This window comes from Flavobacterium procerum, from assembly GCF_042431625.1.
GTDB classification, from domain to species: Bacteria; Bacteroidota; Bacteroidia; order Flavobacteriales; family Flavobacteriaceae; genus Flavobacterium; species Flavobacterium procerum.
The window spans coordinates 1-21,531 of the sequence record NZ_JBHLYW010000013.1; the positions used below are offsets into that span (position 1 = coordinate 1).

At 36.6% G+C, this 21,531-nt stretch carries 20 protein-coding genes; 19 read left to right on the forward strand and 1 reads right to left on the reverse strand.

Features of this window, described 5'->3' with window-relative positions; translation table 11 throughout:
* The 8 genes from ACFFLS_RS18740 to ACFFLS_RS18775 all read left to right on the forward strand — a co-directional run.
* Positions 1-631: SDR family oxidoreductase (locus ACFFLS_RS18740; RefSeq protein ID WP_379689581.1), on the forward strand; the 631-nt coding region annotated here is incomplete at its 5' end.
* A 99-nt stretch (positions 632-730) separates the two neighbouring features.
* The gene (locus ACFFLS_RS18745) at positions 731-1,411 is read left to right on the forward strand and encodes an SDR family NAD(P)-dependent oxidoreductase (protein WP_379682309.1); all 681 of its coding nucleotides are present in this window, start codon (positions 731-733) and stop codon (positions 1,409-1,411) included.
* 77 nt (positions 1,412-1,488) lie between these two features.
* The gene (locus ACFFLS_RS18750; RefSeq protein WP_379682308.1) at positions 1,489-2,424 is read left to right on the forward strand and encodes an AraC family transcriptional regulator; all 936 of its coding nucleotides are present in this window, start codon (positions 1,489-1,491) and stop codon (positions 2,422-2,424) included.
* Between the two features lie 202 nt (positions 2,425-2,626).
* The gene (locus ACFFLS_RS18755; protein WP_379682307.1) at positions 2,627-3,271 is read left to right on the forward strand and encodes a putative quinol monooxygenase; all 645 of its coding nucleotides are present in this window, start codon (positions 2,627-2,629) and stop codon (positions 3,269-3,271) included.
* Between the two features lie 29 nt (positions 3,272-3,300).
* Entirely contained in the window at positions 3,301-4,140 is an 840-nt protein-coding gene (locus tag ACFFLS_RS18760; protein ID WP_379682306.1) for an SDR family NAD(P)-dependent oxidoreductase, read from the forward strand.
* Between the two features lie 21 nt (positions 4,141-4,161).
* Positions 4,162-4,635 (forward strand): nuclear transport factor 2 family protein, encoded by a 474-nt coding sequence (locus ACFFLS_RS18765; RefSeq protein WP_379682305.1) that lies wholly within the window; start codon positions 4,162-4,164, stop codon positions 4,633-4,635.
* 281 nt (positions 4,636-4,916) lie between these two features.
* Positions 4,917-5,501 carry a VOC family protein gene (locus ACFFLS_RS18770; protein ID WP_379682304.1) on the forward strand — a complete coding sequence of 195 codons (585 nt, stop codon included), beginning with the start codon at positions 4,917-4,919 and terminating at the stop codon, positions 5,499-5,501.
* A 224-nt stretch (positions 5,502-5,725) separates the two neighbouring features.
* Positions 5,726-6,649 (forward strand): hypothetical protein, encoded by a 924-nt coding sequence (locus ACFFLS_RS18775; RefSeq protein ID WP_379682303.1) that lies wholly within the window; start codon positions 5,726-5,728, stop codon positions 6,647-6,649.
* 437 nt (positions 6,650-7,086) lie between these two features.
* Here ACFFLS_RS18775 and ACFFLS_RS18780 read toward each other — a convergent pair whose 3' ends face one another.
* Positions 7,087-7,443, reverse strand: coding sequence for a cyclic nucleotide-binding domain-containing protein (locus ACFFLS_RS18780; RefSeq protein WP_379682302.1), 357 nt, complete (start codon positions 7,441-7,443; stop codon positions 7,087-7,089).
* Positions 7,444-7,523: 80 nt separating this feature from the next.
* Between ACFFLS_RS18780 and ACFFLS_RS18785 the strand changes: the two genes are divergently transcribed.
* The 11 genes from ACFFLS_RS18785 to ACFFLS_RS18835 form a co-directional block, all read left to right on the forward strand.
* Positions 7,524-7,931: a hypothetical protein gene (locus tag ACFFLS_RS18785; protein ID WP_379682301.1), complete on the forward strand. Its 408-nt coding sequence runs from the start codon at positions 7,524-7,526 to the stop codon at positions 7,929-7,931.
* 522 nt (positions 7,932-8,453) lie between these two features.
* Positions 8,454-8,678, forward strand: a complete 225-nt coding sequence (locus tag ACFFLS_RS18790) for a hypothetical protein (RefSeq protein ID WP_379682300.1) — start codon at positions 8,454-8,456, stop codon at positions 8,676-8,678.
* A gap of 1 nt (position 8,679) precedes the next feature.
* On the forward strand, positions 8,680-8,868 hold the full coding sequence (locus ACFFLS_RS18795) for a hypothetical protein (RefSeq protein WP_379682299.1): 189 nt from the start codon (positions 8,680-8,682) through the stop codon (positions 8,866-8,868).
* Positions 8,869-8,967: 99 nt separating this feature from the next.
* Positions 8,968-9,420 (forward strand): ATPase, encoded by a 453-nt coding sequence (locus ACFFLS_RS18800; RefSeq protein WP_379682298.1) that lies wholly within the window; start codon positions 8,968-8,970, stop codon positions 9,418-9,420.
* Positions 9,421-9,834: 414 nt separating this feature from the next.
* A complete protein-coding gene (locus tag ACFFLS_RS18805; protein ID WP_379682297.1) occupies positions 9,835-10,410 on the forward strand; it encodes an RNA polymerase sigma-70 factor in 576 nt (191 codons plus the stop codon).
* A 182-nt stretch (positions 10,411-10,592) separates the two neighbouring features.
* On the forward strand, positions 10,593-11,759 hold the full coding sequence (locus tag ACFFLS_RS18810) for a FecR family protein (protein WP_379682296.1): 1,167 nt from the start codon (positions 10,593-10,595) through the stop codon (positions 11,757-11,759).
* Between the two features lie 155 nt (positions 11,760-11,914).
* Positions 11,915-15,184, forward strand: a complete 3,270-nt coding sequence (locus tag ACFFLS_RS18815) for a SusC/RagA family TonB-linked outer membrane protein (protein ID WP_379682295.1) — start codon at positions 11,915-11,917, stop codon at positions 15,182-15,184.
* Positions 15,185-15,194: 10 nt separating this feature from the next.
* A complete protein-coding gene (locus tag ACFFLS_RS18820) occupies positions 15,195-16,559 on the forward strand; it encodes a RagB/SusD family nutrient uptake outer membrane protein (RefSeq protein ID WP_379682294.1) in 1,365 nt (454 codons plus the stop codon).
* A 64-nt stretch (positions 16,560-16,623) separates the two neighbouring features.
* Positions 16,624-17,571 carry an ABC transporter ATP-binding protein gene (locus tag ACFFLS_RS18825; protein WP_379682293.1) on the forward strand — a complete coding sequence of 316 codons (948 nt, stop codon included), beginning with the start codon at positions 16,624-16,626 and terminating at the stop codon, positions 17,569-17,571.
* A 10-nt stretch (positions 17,572-17,581) separates the two neighbouring features.
* Positions 17,582-19,843: a Gldg family protein gene (locus ACFFLS_RS18830; RefSeq protein ID WP_379682292.1), complete on the forward strand. Its 2,262-nt coding sequence runs from the start codon at positions 17,582-17,584 to the stop codon at positions 19,841-19,843.
* A 14-nt stretch (positions 19,844-19,857) separates the two neighbouring features.
* Positions 19,858-21,531 (forward strand): M16 family metallopeptidase (locus ACFFLS_RS18835; protein WP_379689583.1); only part of this gene is annotated, 1,674 nt, incomplete at its 3' end.

Below are 21,531 nucleotides of genomic sequence, written 5' to 3' on the forward strand. Positions count from 1 at the left end.
ACTGGACATTCTTGACAAATACGACGTTGCCAATGCCTTAAAACGTGACATCGATGTATTCTTTAGTAATGCAGGAATCGGGGAAAGCGGTCCGGTATTTGAAATTCCGCTTGATTTGGTTCGTGCGAATTATGAAACAAATGTTTTTGCTCCGCTGCAATTGTCACAAGGCTTTGCTTCTAAATGGATCACAGAAGGCAAAAAAGGTAAAATTGTTTTTACTTCTTCTATGGGCGGATTATTCACGCCATCTGGTTACGGAATCTACGTTTCAACCAAACACGCTCTTGAAGCAGTAGCCGAAGCATTGGCTGATGAATTGAATCCTTACGGAATCAAAATTCAAACCATTAATCCTGGAGCTTACTTAACTGGTTATAACGAAACAATGGCCGAAAATGCTTTCCGCTGGCTGGATGACGATAAAAACTTCACCAAACGTGCCGATATGAAAGCCAATTTCGATTCGCTTTTAGGTACACCAGAAGGTAGACTGGATCCACAGGAAATGATCGATGCAATTATCGAAATTGTGCCGTCAGATAGCGGTAAATTCAGAAACGTGGTGCCGCAGTTTGTAGAAGACATGTTAAAAGACCACCAATTGAAAGCTTGGGAAAATACCATTTAATAATCACGTTTCATGATAATGATGGTTTCAGCAGGGCATCTCAATAATGGGATGCCCGAATAAAATAATATAGTTTAAGAAAATCTAATACTAAATATCATGTCAACAAAAAAATCAATATTAATAGTTGGTGCAGGCTCGGGTTTGAGCCTTTCAGTTGCCGAACAATTCGGTAATGAGGGATTCGCTGTAGGTCTGATCAGCCGTAATCCCGAAAAGTTGAAAAACTTAAAAGAATATTTAGATGCAAAAGGAATTGAAAGTTATACTGCTGCAGGTGATGCCGGAAGTGCTGAAGACCTTACCAATGCAATACAAACTTTAGGTAAGCATTTAGGAGGTTTCGACGTTGTACACTACAATGCCGCCGTTGTAAAAGCTCAGGATATCCTCGAAGAAAGCTCCGAATCTTTAACAAAGGAATTTACTGTAAACGTTGCAAATGCTTTGCATGTCTTACAGATATCCTACCCTGATTTAAAACAGAAGCAGGGAGCATTACTTCTAACCGGAGGCGGTCTTGCTTTAACGCCAAGTGCAGATTATGGTTCGCTGTCTATTGGTAAAGCAGCATTACGCAGTTTGGCCTATCAGCTGCACAATCGTTTAAAGGCGGATAACATACATGTTGGATTATTGACCGTTGATGGTTTGATTGATCCGGCAAGTAAGACCCATTCTCCCGAAGAACTGGCAAAACTATTTTATGCGCTATATCTTGACAGATCCATTGCAGAAATACACCACGCAGCCGAAAGCACGGATTATAAAAGCCTTTAATTCCAAAAGAGCAGAATTTAAAGCACTAATTCTTTAAAGGTTAGTGCTTTTTTATTAATTTTACAAGACTAATAATTATGAGAATGGTAAGAGAAACACTTGATAGTAAAGAGATTAATACCCTTCGTGATTTACCGGATATGATTCCTGTTTTTCGTGAGTTTTTTGAAGATTGGACCATAAGGGTGTTTAACCGTGAACAGCACGAGTGCCGTAATTACCTTTCTCCAAACCGCAGGGAATTTTACAAAATATTATTAATTACAAAAGGGCTGGGGGTATTTACGATGGGGCTTAATACCTACTATGTCGAAGAACCTACTTTACTGTTTATTCATCCAAATGATATCATTTCTTGGAAAAATATTTCTCAAGAAGGAGAATCGGGAGGCTATTATGTACTTTTCAAAAAATCGTTTGTCAACCATCATTTACAGTTAAAAGCTATAATTGATAAATTCGCATTGTTTACAGACAAACCAAAAAGTGTAATTCGCTTAAGTCAGGAAGAACTTCCCCGAATTACTCAGTATTTCGAGCGGATGCAGGAAGAAGAGCTGGATAAAGCTAATGTTGATTTTAGAGAAGACTCCCTGCAGGCATTTCTTCAGTTATTAATGGTAGAAAGCATGAAGGTAGCCCGGTTTCCGAAACCGGATGAAGTTACCGAGGACTATTCGCACATACACCATTTCTTCGATTTATTAGAAAAGGAAACTTCAGGCATCAACTACGATCAGCCAATCCGTATCAAAACCGCAAAGGAATTTGCTTATGACCTGCAGATGCATCCTAATTATCTCAATGCAGTTCTTAAAAAACATACAGGTCAGAATGCAAGCACACATATTAGAAACAGAATTCTTGATGAGGCCAAAGCCTTGCTGGTACAGACAGACTGGAGCCTTCAGGATATAAGTTTTAGTGTTGGTTTCGCGGAACAGCCTAATTTCAGCCAGTTCTTCAAGAAAAATACTGGTTTTACACCTGCCGAATTCAGACGCAGTTTCTAAAAATTCATATCATATTATATATTACAAAGCCCTCAATTTACGAGGGCTTTTTTATTAGCATATCTGCAATTATTTTAAATCTTTGATATTCATAATATAGGCTTTGTTATTCGTACAGAATAAGCTTGGGTTTATACTGAAATTTGTATCATCAAATAGGATAAACGATATCCTTACCGATAACAATTTAGATACAAATATTATGAATACAAACAATACAGACACAGTTACTTTATTTGTAAAGCTTTTTGTAAAATCGGAAAGCAATGCGAAAGCAAGACAGGCACTATTGGCAGATGTGCATGGCGCCTGGAGCGAAGAAGGCAATTACAAAATGGAACTTTACGATGCCGCAGAAAAGCCAAATGTTCTGTACCTCTTTGAGCGATGGAAAAACCAGGCTGCTTTAGAAAACCACTTTAAACAGCCATATACCGTAGGTGCTTTTGATCTTCAAAAAGCAGATTTAGTGAAGCCTATAGAAATGAACTACCTCACAGATCTTTGGCCGCTGGTTAACGAAACGCTGAAAAAAGAAGAACACAGAGCCTTAACGACATTGATAGTTCCTTTTGAAGTAAAACCTGGAAATGGCCCACAAATTATAGAGCTCTTTGAAAAATTTGTGCCTCTGGTTAGACAGGAGCAAGGGAACGTTGAATTCAGTTTTCACAGCGTAAAAGGAAGTGATAATCTATTTGTGCTGTACGAACGCTGGGAAAATCAGCAAAATCTTGAAGCGCACAACAAACTTGAGACAACTGGTGAATTAGTTGATAGTGTAGGGAAGTTAATAAACGGAACCGTATTGGGCTCGGTACTTTTCGTAACAGACATCAGCAAATAGGAATCAAAAACAATATAAAAATTTAAGTCATGAAAAATAAAAAAGTATGGTTGATCACAGGAGCTTCCCAAGGAATGGGTTTTGCAGCAGTGAGATACCTGTTGTCAAGAGATCAGACAGTTATAGCAACTACAAGAGATGCTGACAAGTTTGATAAAAGCGTTCGCAGCAATCCAAAACTGGAAGTGATCAGTCTTGATTTAACAGATGATAATGCTGTTAAAACAGCCATTACAGCTGTCAGCAAAAAATATGGAACAATCGATATGCTCATCAATAATGCCGGTTACGGATTTGCAGGAGCTATTGAAGAAGCCAGTGAAAAAGAAATTGCCAATGTTCTGGCTGTTAATGTCGAAGCCACTCTAAGGATAACCCGATATGTTTTGCCAATTATGCGCAAAGCAGGCAGCGGTCATATTATTAACCTTTCTTCTGCATCAGGATTAGTAAGTTCGCCAGGATTCGGAATATATAATGCAGCGAAATATGCAGTTGAAGGATTCTCAGAAGCACTTTATCATGAGGTAAAAGACTTAGGGATCAAAGTTACTATTATTGAGCCTGGCGCCTTCCGTACCAATTTTTTAGATAGCTCGCTGGCCGTATCGCAAAATACCATTTCGGACTACGATGCCACTGCGGGCAAATTTAGGAACACACTTAAAAACAACAATGGTAATCAACCGGGAGATCCCGAAAGAGCAGTACGTATTATCGCTGAAATAAGCGAGATGAAAAATCCGCCATTACGTCTCCTGCTAGGACAGGATGCATACACACGGGTAACAAAAAAAATAGGCGAAATGCAGGCCGAAATAGAACAATTCAAATACATGACCCTTGCATCGGGCTTCACACTTAATTAATCAACTAAAAATACAGATATTATGAAAACTTTAAAAACGACAGTATGGGCATTCATTACCCTGTTTGGACTTAGCGCTTCAGCACAAACAGAGGCTGAAAACAAAAAGATCATTAAAGCCGGCTTTGAGCGTTGGGCAAAAGGAGAAGGAAGTTTCTTTGATCTGCTTACCGATGATATGGTTTGGACAATTAATGGAAGTGCCCCACTTTCCAAAACTTATAAGGACAAACAACAATTTTTGGAAGAAGTCATCAATCCTCTTAATGAGCGTCTTTCCAAAAAAATTGTCCCTTCACTGAGAGGACTATATGCAGAGAAAGATATGGTGATTGCACTGATAGATGGTACAGCAACTGCCAAAGATGGAAAGCCTTACAATATGTCTTATGCTTGGTTTATGCAGATGGAAAAAGGTAAAATCATTCGTGTTGAAGCATTTCTGGATGGAATTCAATTTGCGGACATAATGAAAAGAATTCCTGCGGGAAACTAATTAGATCAACTATTCAACCACTAAAAAATTATAATCATGCACGCAGGAAGACGTTATTCGTTATCAGAATTCAAAACGCAGTTTTGTCGAAATTCAACAATAAGTCTGTCTTGATCTGGTAAGTCTTTTAGCATTGTCATAATCTTTCCTTATAAACCACTTATAATTCATCTTTGAAATTCATAATAAACCCTTTGCAATCGGTATAATCTACCTAAGGTTTTATTCGGAATTTTGGAGTATCAGATAACAAATAATTATTAATTTTAAAACTAGAAATCATGAAATCGAAGATTCACGAACACCCAAAAAACAATTTATTCTTAGTGAGTAAAAACTTTATCAAAAACACAGTAATAGCATTAAGTCTTTTAATTGCTTTAGTGTCAAATGCACAACACAAACATGACACAGGATTTAAAATGCCTGCTTTAAACCCGAAAAGCCCTTTGGCTGAATTGAACGGGAACCACGTAGGTATCAGAGTACCTGATTACGACGCTGCCATTAAATGGTATACCGAAAAATTAGACTTCCGTATTATACACGAATGGCCTTACGCCGATGAAAAACTGGCTTATTTAGCACCAGCCAATAGCAATGATTTTTGGATTGAAATTCTAGCAGGCGGTAAATTAAGTGAACCAATCGTGTACAATGATTTAGGAAAAAGCTTAGAGAAAGCAGGGTTTCACCATATCTGTATGGATGTAGCAAGTGTTGACAAAACTGTAGCAGAATTGAAAAAGCGAGGTGTAACCATTGTAGGAGATACCTTTTATTTACCTGCTATCAGCCGCAAACTTGCGTTCTTTCAGGATCCATGGGGAAATATGATTGAACTTTCAGAAATTGTTAAAAAATAAGTTGAGATTTGCCATAAATGCCTTTAGTTTTCCAAAGGCTTTTATGATTTACCAAAGCAGTAGTCTGTACTGAGTACTAACTAAAATTGTAAAGATGATTAATAAAATGAAACAGCCAATTCTAATCTAGTTTTCAAACTATTACGTTTCTTTTTTTATGTTCTCATGAACAGAATTACTTAAAAGTATAAACATTAGTAAAATTGCAATAAATAGAATAAAAAATGATAAATAAAAAATTTGCGTACACAGGACTTTGTTTTTTTTTAGTTACAATAATGCTTCAGGCGCAGCGTGCTGAAAATTTGCAAACCATACTGCTGAGCGAGAGAACACAAACTGCTCCAGAAGATATTTTTAAGAAATTTAGAGATGCTGGAATGAACCCAGTTAATCATGAACTGACAAAAACTGAAAAGGAGAAAATCAGCAAGGCAATCTCTATATTGCCACCCTTGCATCAAAAAGTTTTAAAAGACCATTTGCACAGCATCAGTTTTATGGATAATATGCCAAATACAGCACTTACATCTTTGCTTGAAAATTCAGGTCCTGCAAAAACCTTTAATATAACTTTTCGTGCTGGAATTTTAAACGAAACAATTTCAGAATGGGCTACCTGGAAAGAAAACACCTGTTATAGTAAAGCTGAAAACAATAATTATCAGGTTGTTATTGAGGCTGGTGAGATGGATGCCATTGTATATGTTTTACTTCATGAAGCAACTCATGTTGTAGACAAGGTTTTAAATACTACCCCTCCAATGGATGACACAAAGGAGGTTTGGCCAGCTCAGACTCCTTTTACAGTTGGTATTTGGCATAAACCAACAGAACCTTCGGGAGATGCAACTAATTCATTGCTGGAAACTACACGTTTTAGAAGTGGTGAGGTTTTGCCAATTTCATCTGCACCAGATGTCTACAAAGCACTTCAGGAAACACCATTCTGTTCTTTGTATAGTATGGCTTCATGGTCTGAAGACCTTGCCGAAATGCTGGCTATTTATCATTTAACACAGAAAATGAACCAGCCTTTCAAAATAGTAGTTAAACAAGATGGAATGGACATTTTTACCTATGAACCTTTTACTAACCCAAAAGTTCTAAAAAGACAAAACAACCTAGCGGTGTTTTATGAGTCTTAGACATTGCAGAAAAAAAGCTTTGGAGAAATCTGAAGCTTTTATCATTTAGATGTGAACCATTTTAAAATGAAATTAAGCTTTTATTTATTTTAGAAGTTCTCAAAAAAGTATCGAAGCTTCCATTATGCAAAATGTATTATTAGTGGATGGAAACAAAAAGAGGTCGCTCAACAGGGAATAGGGAAGATTATCGAAGAGTTCCCTTGACCGCTTATGCTTCGAGTGACCGTTCAATCTCCATAAAGGATCTTTAATTTATAAATCTATCATTTTTTTAGAATATTGTAGTCACTTAACCTTGCGTGCTCCTTTGTTAGTAAATCATAAAATGAAATGTATTACGTTAATTAGGAGTTAGAAATGTATTCTGTCCTTGTTTTAAGTTCCTGAGAATTTATTATAATATGAATATTTACCTACTTATTACTGCTGTTGGTTCAACGAATTGACCGTCTGATACGACTCAAAGATTGGGCAGTAATCCCTAGATAAGATGCAATATCAATAAGGGGGACATGGAGTACCAAACCAGGCTGCAGCGTTAGCAGCTTCGAGTACCTTTCGCTTGATTTTACACCCAGATAGCTGTTCTTGATATTGATCATTTCAACCATGGTTAAATGTGCTATCTTGTCTAGAAGCAATCTAAAAAAAGGAAGCTTTTCAAATAAAATAAATAAATTCTTTCGGTTAATCTCCATAACAATAACGTCGCTTGCAGCTTCTAAGCCCTGCTCGGCAGGAATATTATCATACAAGCTATATAGAAAACTCATGAATTGATTTTCCTCCATAAAGAAATAAGAGTGATCGCGATCCTGGTCGCTGGGAACGGTAATAATTCCCAGAATATCATAAAAAAGTAATGGATATCATGAATTCAATGGATTATGAAGACTCTCGTTCTCTTTATGAAAAGATGAAGTTTGATCGTATCCTTAAGTCGTTATCCAAAGTGTATCATTATAAATATGAGGAAATCAAAACTATCAAGATTAAATTGTTCAATAACTTTTCTATACATGAAGAAGGAGAAGAAGAAAACTTTTTTTTAATAGAGATTGACCCTTTTTCTGGCAAAGAAATCCAGAAGATTTTATTGGAAAGAACTGATCAATTGATGTACTATTTTACAGAGTCAATATCTATAAACGAACTTATTGAAATAATTAAAGAAGATTTTAAAAACACCACTGAGATTGAATTTAAACAATTAGAAGAAAATATATTAAGTTTAGTTTTTGAGGAAATTCTGATGATGGGTTCACTTGAAATTTTATAATCTTCAGTTTTGTCTATTCAAAATATCCTTTTAAAAAACAATGTTCGTTTTTTCTTTTCCCATGCTCCGCAAATGAAATTTTTCAAAAGAAAAAACGGGAAAAAGAAAGCAGAAGACTATTGGGCGCAAGGAGCCGGAGTGCTATAAGCCCCGAAGGGCGGCGAAGAGCCGTTATGCGCATGCAGGTGAGGGCGGGCACTACTTTGGCTGCCCTTTTAACCCGTTTTGAATTGAAAATCAGCCCTTGTCTTTTGTTTTTGAGATTCCGCTTGAGAATGGCTATCTTGGCAGTTAGGAAGTGGCAGCAAACAGTAAAAGCCTTGCTTTCACATGACCATACCATATCATGGTATGCCCTGATTCTGCCATAATGCTTAACTAAATAAAATCTATTTTTGAAACTTAGAGTAACCTCCAGTATAATACTTGTAATAGTTGCCTTTATTTCGTACTTTTGAACAAAGCTGAATTATGAAGAGTAGAAGAAGACATATTGGTGCCATTAGCAAAAGAAGAAAATCAATGTTATCTTCCAGGGAAGATAATGCGTTGCTGGATTCTGCAAAAATTGCTTCATCTAAAGCTGTTAGAAGTTCTATGGCATTAGGTATTACAATTAAAGTTATCAGGGATCACGAAATTATTGCTGTCAATCCTGATAGGTCGATAAAGGTCATAAGAAAAATTGCGAAGACTTCGATTGACGTGTCATCATTGAGAAAAGGAATGATTTTAGAAAGAAAGTAATATGTCTCAAGCAAGACTACGCATATTTGCAGGACCAAACGGTTCAGGAAAAAGCACGCTGTTTGATTCTTTTTCTAAAAAATATGATGCGGGAGTATTTCTTAATGCAGATCTGATTGAAAGAGAATTAGCAAATAATGGATTTATTGACTTAAGCGAGTTCAATTTAAATCTTACCCAAATGATTTAAATGAATTTTTAAAGACTGAAAGGGCCGCTTCTCTGATAAAAAAATCTATAGATAATAATCATAAAATAGATTTTTCTTTAAAAGAGAATGTCATAGTGGATGCACAGAAAGAAACACATAGTTATGAGGGTGCCCTATAAGTGCATTTTGAGGCATCATCTGCAGGAAAGCGAAATTGATTTTTGTTTTGAGACTGTCATGAGCCATCCTTCCAAGATTGAAGAAATAAGGGAAGCAAAGCAAAAAGGCTATAAGACATACCTATATTTTATATGTATTGATGACCCTGAGGTAAATGTTTCCCGAGTTGAAAATAGGGTAATCAAAGGAGGCCATAATGTCTCTCCGGAAAAAATATCAAGCCGTTATTATAATACATTAAGCAATCTTATGCCCATGATTCAAAATGTAGACAAAAGTTACCTATTCGATAATTCAAGTGAGGAATATAAATTAATTGCCAAGATCTCTGAAAATAAACTGTCATTAGAAATAGACCCTTCTGAACTTCCCAACTGGTTTATTGATTATGTACTTAAATACTATATCTAATCATTATCCATATTATATAAAACTTGATATACTTATAAAAAATACAAAGATCTCAATTGAGGTATACAGTTTCGAACCTAAGCTTCTTAGTCCTTAATTTTTCTGGTGTTTTATTTTTTGAAATACCGAAGTGCCACGATTCTGCTACAAAAGGTAAACACGTGAAAGAAGAGTACTATTCTACTTAACTTTTTGTGGCAAATTTGGAGGCAACTCCAGTTTTTAACGCCTGAGTTTTGAGAACCATTTACCATAATGTGTCCAAAGTTTTTTTAGCGGACTTGTTTCTTTAATTCAATACAGTTTTTTTTGATAGGCAATTCTTAAAAAAACTTTGAATTTATCCTTGATGGAAAGAAAAAGTCTTTGATTTGTTAACTTTTGGTTAAATTGCGGTCATATTTGTAATCCGATATGATTATTACTGACGATGAAATTCTTCAACGCCTTCGAGCAGGTGATAAAAAAGCATTAACAATACTATATGATAGTCATTGGAAGCCTTTATTTGCCTCCTCCTATCTTTTGCTTAAAGACAGGGAACTGTGTGAGGAAATCATGCAGGATGTCTTTATTGATTTATGGAACAGGCGCTCTGATCTTCAGATTAAAATTTCTTTCAAAAGTTATTTGTATGCTTGTGTCCGATATAAAGTTTTTGCAGAATTCAGGAAAGATAAGCCCGAACGCATTGAATTGTATGACGACATCAATGCAAGGTTCCAATATGCCACACCAGAGACAAGAATGATTCATGAAGAGCTTGAGCATCATATCAACCTTATTGTCGAAAGTCTGCCTGAAAAATGCCAGTTAGTTTTTAAACTCAGCAGAAATGAGCTCTTAAGCCATAAAGAGATTGCGGAACAATTAGGAATCTCTACCAAAACAGTTGAAAATCATATTACCAATGCATTACGAGTTTTAAGGGATTCATTAGGTAATGTGCTTTCTGTTGAAGTTATACTCCATTTTATAATGAATCGTTAGAGTGTCTGCAAATAACAAATTCTTGCAGAATTTGGCTTTTTGTTGTAAAAAACGTATTACAATTCCCTTCTTTATTGTATAATTATCTCTAAAAATAAAAAAAAAACATTTTTTTCTTAGGGGATACCTCCTTGTTTTCTACACTATATTTATATACTCTCTAATGAGAAAACAAAAAAGCAATGGATACTAATTACAATAAGCGTGATTTTCAAGAACTTATTGAAAAGTATATGGATGGTGAAATATCCATAGAAGAGATGAAGCTATTGGTAAACTACTACCATAGTTTTAAACTTGAAAATGATTGGGTAGAGGAATTAGGTTCGGAGGAGCCTATAAAAAACCGGATGCTTGCTGAAATCCTTTATGCAATTGAAGAGGGAAATTCTCAAGAATCCAAAGTAATAAGAATCTTCAGAAGCAGCATTTTTAAATTCAGTGCAGCTGCGGCTGTTTTATTGTTTGTGTTTTTTAGTGTTTATAATAGTAATACTTTCAAGAAAGATCAGATTCCCGCTGAAAAAGTTGTTCTGAACAATATTAGAATAGGAACAGACAAAGCTGTCCTGACTTTGGAAGACGGCTCTAAAATAGCTTTAGAAAAAGGAACCAATTATACAGCAAATAACGTAAGTAGTAATGGCGAACATATTGTATATGGTTCTGATGGTAAAAAAGCACCAGCAGAAATAGGGTCAAATTTTTTGACCATTCCAAGAGGCGGACAGTTTTTTTTGCAGCTGGCGGATGGAACAAAGGTCTGGATGAATTCAGAATCCCAATTAAAGTTTCCAGTAGCTTTTGTTGATGGTGAAGTCAGAAAGGTAGAATTGATTTATGGGGAAGCCTATTTTGAGGTTTCGCCTAGCACCATGCATAAAGGTTCAAAATTTGAAGTTTTTGCAAAAAAACAGAAAGTGGAGGTTATCGGAACCCAGTTTAATATAAAGGCTTACAGCGACGAAAATAATATTTACACCACTTTAGTGGAAGGAAAAGTAGCTTTGGATATTCAGGGGAAAAGACATTTGCTTGCTCCCAACCAGCAGCTTAATTTCAATCTTTTGAATGAAAATGTAAAAATCTATGAAGTTGATGTTTACGGCTCTATTGCCTGGAAAGAAGGATTTTTCAGCTTTGACAGCATGGCTTTAAAAGATATCATGAAAGTGTTATCGCGATGGTACGATGTGGACATAACGTTTGAAAACACCAAATTGGAAAAGGTAAAATTTAATGGAGTTTTACGAAAAGATCAGGACTTAAAAGAAATATTAAAAACCATTAAAAAAACCAAATTTATAAACGCCTATGAAATAAAAAACGGAAGAATTATTATAAAATAAAAAAGGGAATAAAGTCACGACCTCTCACAGTAATGTACTTTATCCCTCTTAATTGATGTCGCCTAATTAAATTTAACTAACCAACATTCAAATTTATGAAAATTAAGTTTACTAACAATGTTTTCCTTAGCGGGAAATCGTTTACAGTGTTTATTATGAAAACTTTTATATTTTTATTTTGCACTACAGTTTTCAGTTTCAGCCCAGGGAAAATTTTCTCCCAGAAGGCTAAAATCAGCATTGACGCAGATAAAACAGTAACAATCGACCAAGTTTTTGATATGATTCGAAAACAGACGAAATACGCCTTTATATATCAGGAAGATTTATTTGATAAGCTTCCCAAAGTCACACTCAAAAAAGGTATTATTGAAGCTGATAAACTTTTGGCACAAGCTTTAAGAAATGGCAATTTTCAAGTAACTTTAAGTTCGGACAATACCATTCTGATTGAAGAAAAAGAAGCCGAAGAAGCAGCTGCAAATTTAATACTCAAAGGATCTGTTTTAGATGAAAAGGGCATGCCTTTACCTGGCGTAAGTATTTTGCTTGTAGGAACCAATAAACATGGGGTGTCTGATTTCGATGGAAAATTTTCTATTGAATTGCCGGCAGGAAAAAATGTGCTTAAAATAAGCTACCTGGGATATAAGACGCAGGAAATTAGTGTTGAAAACCAGACTTTGGTAACTATCAAAATGCAGCCTGATTTAGCAAAATTAGATGAAATTGTAATTATTGGTTACGGAACCACCAGCAAAAGAACTACTACAGGGTCTGTTGTTAAGATAGCTTCTGAGGATATTGAAAAACAGCCTGTTACTAATGTTCTGCAGACCCTGCAGGGAAGAACTCCTGGAGTTTTCGTTAGCCAGAGTTCCGGTTATGCCGGCAGTAACGTGAATATAAGTATCCGAGGGCGAAATTCTATTTTTGGGGATAATCTGCCACTGTATGTAATTGATGGTATTCCGTACATTTCGGATGACATTAAAGAGCAGGTTCAGACTAACTTTGTAATTAGAGGAGCTCAAAAAAGAACCAGTCCGCTGAACATTATTAATCCCAATGATATTGAAAGCGTTGAAATCCTTAAAGATGCCGATGCTACGGCTATTTACGGATCAAGAGGAGCCAATGGTGTAGTGCTTATTACAACCAAAAAGGGACAGGCAGGAAAAACAGAGTTTACTGTTAATACCGCTTCAGGGATATCAGACGTGGCAAACAAAATAAGAACGTTGGATACGCCTACATACCTGAATATGCTCCGTACGGCGCATACCAATGCTAATGCAGTACCCAATAGGAGAACAACAGCAATGGCGCTTACTGATTTTGATCCCAATGCCTATACTGACTGGCAGGAAAAACTGATCGGAGGGGCTGCTGACTTCAATGATTTCTCTGCAAGCTTAAAAGGAGGAAATGAGACAACCAATTTTCTTTTAAGTGCCGCATATCACAAGGAAACTACTGTGCTGCCGGGAGATTTTGGTTATAATAAATTTTCTACCAATTTCAATGTGAACCACCGTACTTTAAATAATAAGCTAAAATTAGGAGCTACCGTTATGTTTGCCTCAGATGTCAATAAACTTCCTTTCTTCGACATTACCTCTTATGCAGTTAATACCGCCCCTAACCGCCCCATCTACAATGCGGACGGAACGTATTACTGGTCGGCTTTTTATTCTAGTGATGTGAACCCAATAGCGGCATTAGACAGAAGAGTGGAGGATAAAGGAAATAATTTATTAACCAGTTTTAATGTTCAGTTTGATATCGCTAAAGGGTTTTCTTTTAAAACGGATGTGGGATACAGCAGGGCGCAGATGACCTCTGAACAGTTTCTGCCGGTATCAGGAATTAATCATGTTTTTTATACAGCTAATAATAACAGTGCATTTCTTAATACCTCTAGAGCTTATACGCTTTCTGTTAACAACACTAATAATTTTACTATTGATCCGCAGTTGAATTATTCAACTATGCTGTGGAAAGGTAATCTAACTGCTTTAGTCGGAGGTTCGTGGCAGACTAGAAAATCTGACATGCCTACTTATTTAAACGCCTCTAGCTATTCCTCCGATAACCTGATAGGAATTATCGGTTCAGCAGGAGTAGTTACTAGTAGTAATGGCTCTTCTGAATATAAATATGTTTCGCTTTTCAGCAGGGTGAATTACAATGTTGAAAATAAGTATATTCTGAACATAACCTTTAGAAGGGATGGCTCTTCTAAATTTGGACCTAATAACCGCTATGGAAACTTTGGCTCTGTCGGAGCTGCATGGGTTTTTACAGAAGAGAATTTCTTAAAAGACAATTCATGGCTGAGTTTTGGTAAAATTCGTTCTAGTTATGGAAAAATTGGAAGTGATGACATAGGGGATTATGGATATGCAGATACTTATGGAGTAAGCACGTATTCTGTTGGAAATGCTGCTATGGCTCCAGCTCGTATTGCAAACCCTAATTACCAATGGGAAGTTACGAATAAATTTGAAGCCGCTTTAGATTTGGGGTTTCTTAATGACCGAATCTCTTTTACGGCTGCCTATTACAGAAATCTTTCTTCTAATCAATTGACATTGCTTCCTTTGAGCGCGCAGGCAGGATTCGTTAATTATCAGGCTAATCTGCCTGCTGAAGTTGAAAATAAAGGTCTGGAATTTACATTGACCACAACAAACATCCGTAATAAAAACTTAAACTGGAGTACTTCCTTTAACATTTCCAAAAATGAAAACAAATTACTTTCCTTTCCTGGCATAGAAACTACCAGTTCATATTCCCAATATGTAGTAGGCAGGCCGTTAAACAGTAATTATTTGCTGAACTATACAGGTACAGATGCCAGCGGAATAGCCCAGTTTGAAGATGTTAATGGTGATGGCAGAATTTCAACCGGATTAGCAGATACAAAAATCGGAGACAGAGTGTATCAGGGGCCTTCTTACCCTGAGTATTATGGAGGGATATCGAACTCTATTTCTTATAAAGGGTTTTCTCTTGATTTCTTATTCCAGTTTGTAAAACAGGAAGGAAGAAGTTTGTTGTCTTCTGTAGCGGTGCAGCCTGGGTATCCTTTTGGACTGGCTAATTACCAGGTTGATGATTACAATGATTATATCGCTCAGGGTAATGTTTTGAGTACAAATTTTCAGCCTAGTTTCTTTAATTATGTAGGTTCAACAGCTACCATTGTGGATGCATCTTATATCAAATTGAAAAATGTAAGTGCTTCATATACTATCCCTCTGGATGAAAGTACCAAAAAAGTCTTGAAAAATGTTCGTGTTTCGCTTCAAGGGCAGAATTTGGTAACCTTTACCAAATACAGAGGATTTGACCCTGAAACACAGGGATTGGTGCTGCCTCCGTTGCGTACGGTCACTTTAGGAACTCAGTTAACATTTTAAATAAAAAAACATGAAAAATAATTCTATAAAATACACCTATATATTTTCGTTTTTTCTTTTAATGGGATTAACGGGTTGTGATGAAATGCTTGAAGTTGAAATTCCTAAAAATCAGCTGTCTTCCAGCGTTATATTTGAATCGGATAATACTGCTGAAGCAACTGTTAACGGAATTTATCAGAGTATGGCAGCTGGTACAGCTTTCAATAGTCTGATTCATCAAATTCCTGGAGAAACTTCTGATGAGCTTATTTTAAGAACACAGCTTACAGATGTCTATAATACAAATGAAATTCCAGATATCGATGGTTCTAATAATACAATGTGGACTGAATTTTATAAAACGGTATATAATGCGAATAATGCTATAGAAGGACTGACCAAGAGTAGTGCGCTTACTCCGGCCAAAACGTTAAATTGGATTGCCGAGGCTAAATTTATAAGGGCTTACTGTTATTTTTACATGACCAACATGTGGGGAGACGTTCCATTAGTTCTAACCACTGATGTTGAGAAGTCGGCATTGGCTCCCCGAAATACACAGTCTGAAGTTTATGCACAGATTATAACTGACTTAACAGAGGCTGCGAAGGATCTTCCTGTGAATTACAGCAATTACGCTTCCAATCAGCGCATCAGGGCTACAAAATGGGCTGCAGAAGCATTACTGGCAAGGGTTAATCTTTATTTAGGAAACTGGACGCAAGCCGAAGCGCATGCTGCTTTAGTAATTAATGAGACAGGTACTTATAAAATGATTACCGGTTTAACAGCTTCAAACAGTCCCTTTATAGCTGACAATACAGAGTCAATTTTACAGATTCCATACAATATCAGGGCTTTTACCTACGAAGGATCTAGTGTATTTCCTGCAGCAGGAAAATATATACTTCGCAAAGGGACTTCCTTGTTCGAAAACGGTGATGCCAGAAGAACAAACTGGACAGATCCTGTTGCGGGGACTGCATTTTTAGCACCTCGAAAATACAAAAATGCTTTTGGAACTACTCCGGTAGAGCGTTCAACAGTACTTCGTTTAGCCGAACTTTATCTGATAAGAGCTGAAGCACGCGTGAAGTTAAACAATGTTACCGGTGCTCAGCAGGATATAAATGTAATCAGAAACAGAGCTTTGCTGAGCTCAACTGCATTGACAAATCCGGCTTCCTTACTCGATTTAATCGCACTTGAAAGAGAGCGTGAACTTTTTTCAGAATTTGGCCACAGATGGTTCGATCTTAAGAGAACCGGAAAAGCAGATCAGGTTCTAAGTGCAATTACATCCAAAATCTGGGCTTCTACAGACAGTCTTTATCCAATTCCTGATCCTGCAAGACGCGCTAATCCGTTTTTAACTCAAAACTCGGGATATTAAATAAAATATAAAATAATCTCAGGGATGCTTTTCAAAAGGTATTCCTGAGGTTTTAAAAAACACTATGGAAACAACAATTGTAAGAGTTGAGGACTTGTCGCATCAATACAGCAAGGATTGGGCAATACAGAATATCAGTTTTGAAATCAAGGAAAATAGAATATTAGGGCTTTTAGGATCTAACGGGGCCGGGAAGTCAACGACAATGAATATTCTGTGCGGGGTTTTAAATCAGACGCATGGAAATATTTTTATCGATGGAATCAATCTTAAGGAAAATCCTGTTGAAGCCAAAAAACTCATTGGATTTTTACCCCAGACACCGCCTTTGCATTTAGACTTGACAGTTAACGAATATTTAATTCATTGTGCAGAATTGCGTCATATAAAAAAAGAAGATTTAAAAGATGCAGTTGAAAAAGCGAAAGAAAAATGCGGAATTTCGCATTTCAGCAACCGATTGATCCGCAATCTTTCAGGCGGTTATCGTCAGCGTGTAGGTATTGCACAGGCGATCATCCACGAACCAAAACTGGTTGTTTTAGACGAGCCGACAAATGGCCTGGATCCCAACCAGATTCTGGGAGTCAGAAATCTGATTAAGAAAATCTCACAAGACAAAGCTGTGATATTCTCCTCGCACATTCTTTCTGAAGTTCAGGCAACCTGTCAGGATATCAGAATGATTGAAAACGGGCATATGGTTTTCTCAGATACTCTTGATGCTTTCAATAACTACATTGAAGCGAATACTTTAACGGCAAGTTTTGAGAACCCGCCTCACATTGAATCTTTAACAGCTATAAATGGAGTTACTAATGCGGTATATCTTACTCCGAAAAAAGTGCAGATCACTTTTACTGGAACACAGGAAATTGCTGAAAAAATTATAGCGCTAAGTGTTTCTAATGACTGGAAACTGCGTGAAATCCAATTCGAAAAAGTATCTCTGGACGAAATCTTCGCTCAATTATCTAAAAAGGCGCCTTCTAAAAACGCTGTCAATTCTTAAAATACAATAAATGAAAACTATATACAGAATAGCTAAAACAGAACTCAACACGATGTTCTACTCTCCGGTTGCATGGGTTGTTTTAGTCATATTTTCAGTACAGTCCAGCTGGAAATTTTTTGACCTGATCGAACGTTTTGAAAAATCTCAAAAAATAGGTAATGCAGTGGGGAATTTATCCCAGGTTGTGTTCTCAGGATTCAACGGTCTGTACACAGAAATGCAGAATTATTTATACTTATATGTGCCGCTTTTGACAATGGGATTAGTAAGCCGTGAAATAAACAGCGGTTCAATCAAACTGTTGCTTTCCTCTCCAATTAAGATTAGGGAAATTATTCTTGGCAAATATCTGGCTATTGCCGCTTACTGTTTCCTGTTCATTTCAATATTAGGGCTGCAGGTTGTCATTGCATATTTTTCTATTGAAAACCTGGATGTTAAATTCGCATTATCAGGTTTGATAGGGCTGTATTTACTGGTTTGCACCTATGCAGCAATTGGTCTTTTTATGTCCTGTCTTACCTCTTATCAGGTAGTTGCAGCAATCAGCACTTTGGTTGTTTTGGCGGGTTTGAATTTTATTGGAAAACTTTGGCAGGATGTCGAAATCGTAAAAGATATTACCTATTTTCTTTCCATTGCAGGTCGTGCAAACGAAATGCTGAAAGGCCTTATCATCAGTAAGGATGTGTTTTACTTTGTTTCGGTAAGCGGTCTTTTCATAGTGCTGAGTATCTACAAATTACAGACTGGAAGAGATGCGCAGACTGCTTCGAGAAGAGCTCTTAAATATGCTTTATTGGTAGCAGTTGTATTATCTCTTGGATACGTTACATCAAGGGCTTCTTTGACAATGTATCAGGACATGACCCGCACCCAGAGCAGAACCTTAACAAAGAGCAGTCTGGATATTGTCAAACAGATAGATGCTCCTTTGAAAATTACTACCTACGTAAATCTTCTGGATACGTATTATTTTATGGCAATGCCGGCTTCCCAAAATTCAGACATAGCGAGTTTTGAGCAGTATACCCGCTTTATTCCTCAAATGCAGATGGAGTATGTGTACTATTATGATACCTCCAAAAATGAAGCTTTGTATGCTCAAAATCCGGGATTGAGCGACAAACAGCTGGCTGAGAAAATGATAGAGACCCAAGGTCTTAAAATCAGCAAACTTCATACTCCTGAAGAAATCAGAAGAATTATTGACTTAAGACCAGAGCAAAACAGAGTTGTAAGGACAATTGAATATAAAGGGAAGAAGACATTTTTAAGAATGTATGATGATATATTCAAAGTCCCGATGGAAAAAGAAATCTCAGCGGCCTTAAAACGTTTGGTGGTCTCTACTCCAAAAATTGTATTTGCAACAGGAAACATGGAGCGAAGTGTTGATAAAATCGGAGATAAAAATTACAAAACAGGATTTAATGAAATCACTTTTAGATATTCACTGATTAATCAGGGATTTGATGTTTCTTCTGTTGACATTAATGCACAAAACATTCCATCAGAAACGACTATTTTGATCATTGCCGATCCTAAGACTCAGTTAAGCCAAGGGGCTGTCGATCGTATTTCAAAATATATTGATGCGGGGAAAAATGCTGTGATTTTAGGCGAACCCGAAACGAATTCAGCTTTGGCTGGTGTAACTGAAAAATTAGGCATAACCTTTACCAAACAGGCACTGGTGCAGGAAAGTGAAATCAATTCTCCGGATTATTTAGTAACTGTGCTTCAAAAAAACGTAAATTCTAAAGTTTTTAAATTAAGCAAAATTGAAAACCCAATTCCACTTTTAGGAAGCAGCGGGATAACAACGGTAAAAGATGCTGGATTTGAACTTACGCCTCTTTTAAAAACAAATAAGCAGCCGGCATGGGAATCTCAAACCGGAATTGCCTCATTTCCTGCCGAATTGAAAAAACAGCCTTCCGTGACAGAAGTTCCTCTTGTAGCAGCATTGACGAGAGGTATTAATGGTAAAACACAAAAAATAATTGTTGCAGGAGATGCCGATTTTATGGGCAATGCCGAATTAAGCCGCGGCGGATCTGGAACTTTTCAATTTGTAACCGATATCTTCAGCTGGTTCAGCAATTATGAATTTCCTATTGATACGACACGTCCTGAAAGTACTGACAATAAAATAGCAGTAAGCGCAAATCAGGTTTTTATCAGTAAAATATTCTTTATTGGAATCTTTCCTTTATTGATTATACTAAGCGGTGCTTTTATATTGATTAGAAGAAACAGAAGGTAAAAATTCAAAAAAAAATGAATAGTAAAAAAAATATCATTCTTGCGATTATGGCCTTGTCTTTTCAAGGCGCATTCTCGCAGTTCAAAACCACAATTCCACTGAATAAAAACGTTACGACCGGGAAATTAAAAAACGGTCTGACGTATTATATTCTGCATAACCAAGAACCGAAAGACAGAGCGAGTTTCTACTTTGTCCAGAATGTCGGCGCTATGCAGGAAGATGACAATCAGAACGGATTAGCGCATTTTCTGGAACATATGGCCTTTAACGGAACACAGCATTTTAAAGGGAAAGGCATTATTAAAATGCTCGAGAAAAATGGTGTTAGTTTCGGAAAAGACATCAATGCTTATACGGCTCAGGACGAAACGGTTTACAATATCAGCGCAGTTCCCGTTACGAACGAGAAACTAATCGATTCTACGCTTTGGGTCTTGCACGACTGGTCGGGTTCTCTTTCTTTGACCAATGAAGAAATAGATGCAGAAAGAGGCGTTATCCGCGAAGAATGGAGAACGCGCCGTACCAGTGGTTTCCGTTTAAAAATGCAGACTGATCCTGTTTTGTACAAAGGTTCAAAATACAGCAAAAGAGATGTGATTGGTGATTTGAATATCATCAATAACTTCAAATATGCAGAACTTAGAAACTATTATAAAAAGTGGTACAGACCCGATTTACAGGCTGTAATCATTGTAGGAGACGTTGATGTAAAAGCGATGGAGCAAAAGGTCAAAACTATTTTCTCCGGAATTCCATTAGCTAAAAAAGTCGCATCACGCAACTATTTTGAAATTCCTAGACATGATGAACTGTATTTTGGAACTGCCTCTGATAAAGAAGCTTCCTCAACCAATATTACATTGCAGTATGTTTTGGATGAACCTTTGGTGAAAGACAGCATTTTGAGCCGAAAAAATGTGATGAATTCTTTTTATACCAGCATTCTAAACAATCGTTTCAAAGAATTGATTTTGAAAAACAAAAGTTCGGCTTTAGGACTTAAAACCTATTTCGAACCCATTTCGAGATTAAATACTTCTTTTGCTATTTCGGCTGCTGCCAAAAAAGGAAAAACACTCGAAGCTTTTGAAGAGGCCTATACAGAAGCGGAGCGCTTGAAACGTTTTGGAATTGCACAGACAGAATTAGACAGAGCTAAAAAGCTGTTTATAAGTTCTTATGATAATTTTTTAAGCAATAAAGACAAAGTTGACAATGATACTTGGGCAGATAAACTGACAAATTATTTCCTGAAAGCAAAACCTTTTCTTTCTGCTGAAGACGATTATAAATTGATTGTCGGCATTATCAAAAGCATCACTTTAGAGGAAATAAATGCTTATATCAAAACCATTCAAAAACCAACGAATCAAGTGGTTTTGGTAACAGGTTCTGATGAAGACAAAGCAAATTTCCCTACAAAAGAAGCTGTAGTTGAAGTGATGAAAAAAGTCGAAAACAAGACTTTAGAACCTTATACAAAAAAGGCAAATAATGAACCTTTGATTGCAAAAGAATTAAGACCTGCCGCAGTCAAAAAAACATTTGAAGTACCGGGAATTGCTGCTGCAAAAGGATATACTTTAGAAAATGGCGCTAACGTAATTGTATTGCCAACAACTTACTCGCAAGACCAAGTTGTGTTGACAGCATTTTCTAAAGGCGGTAAATCTTTAGTTAAA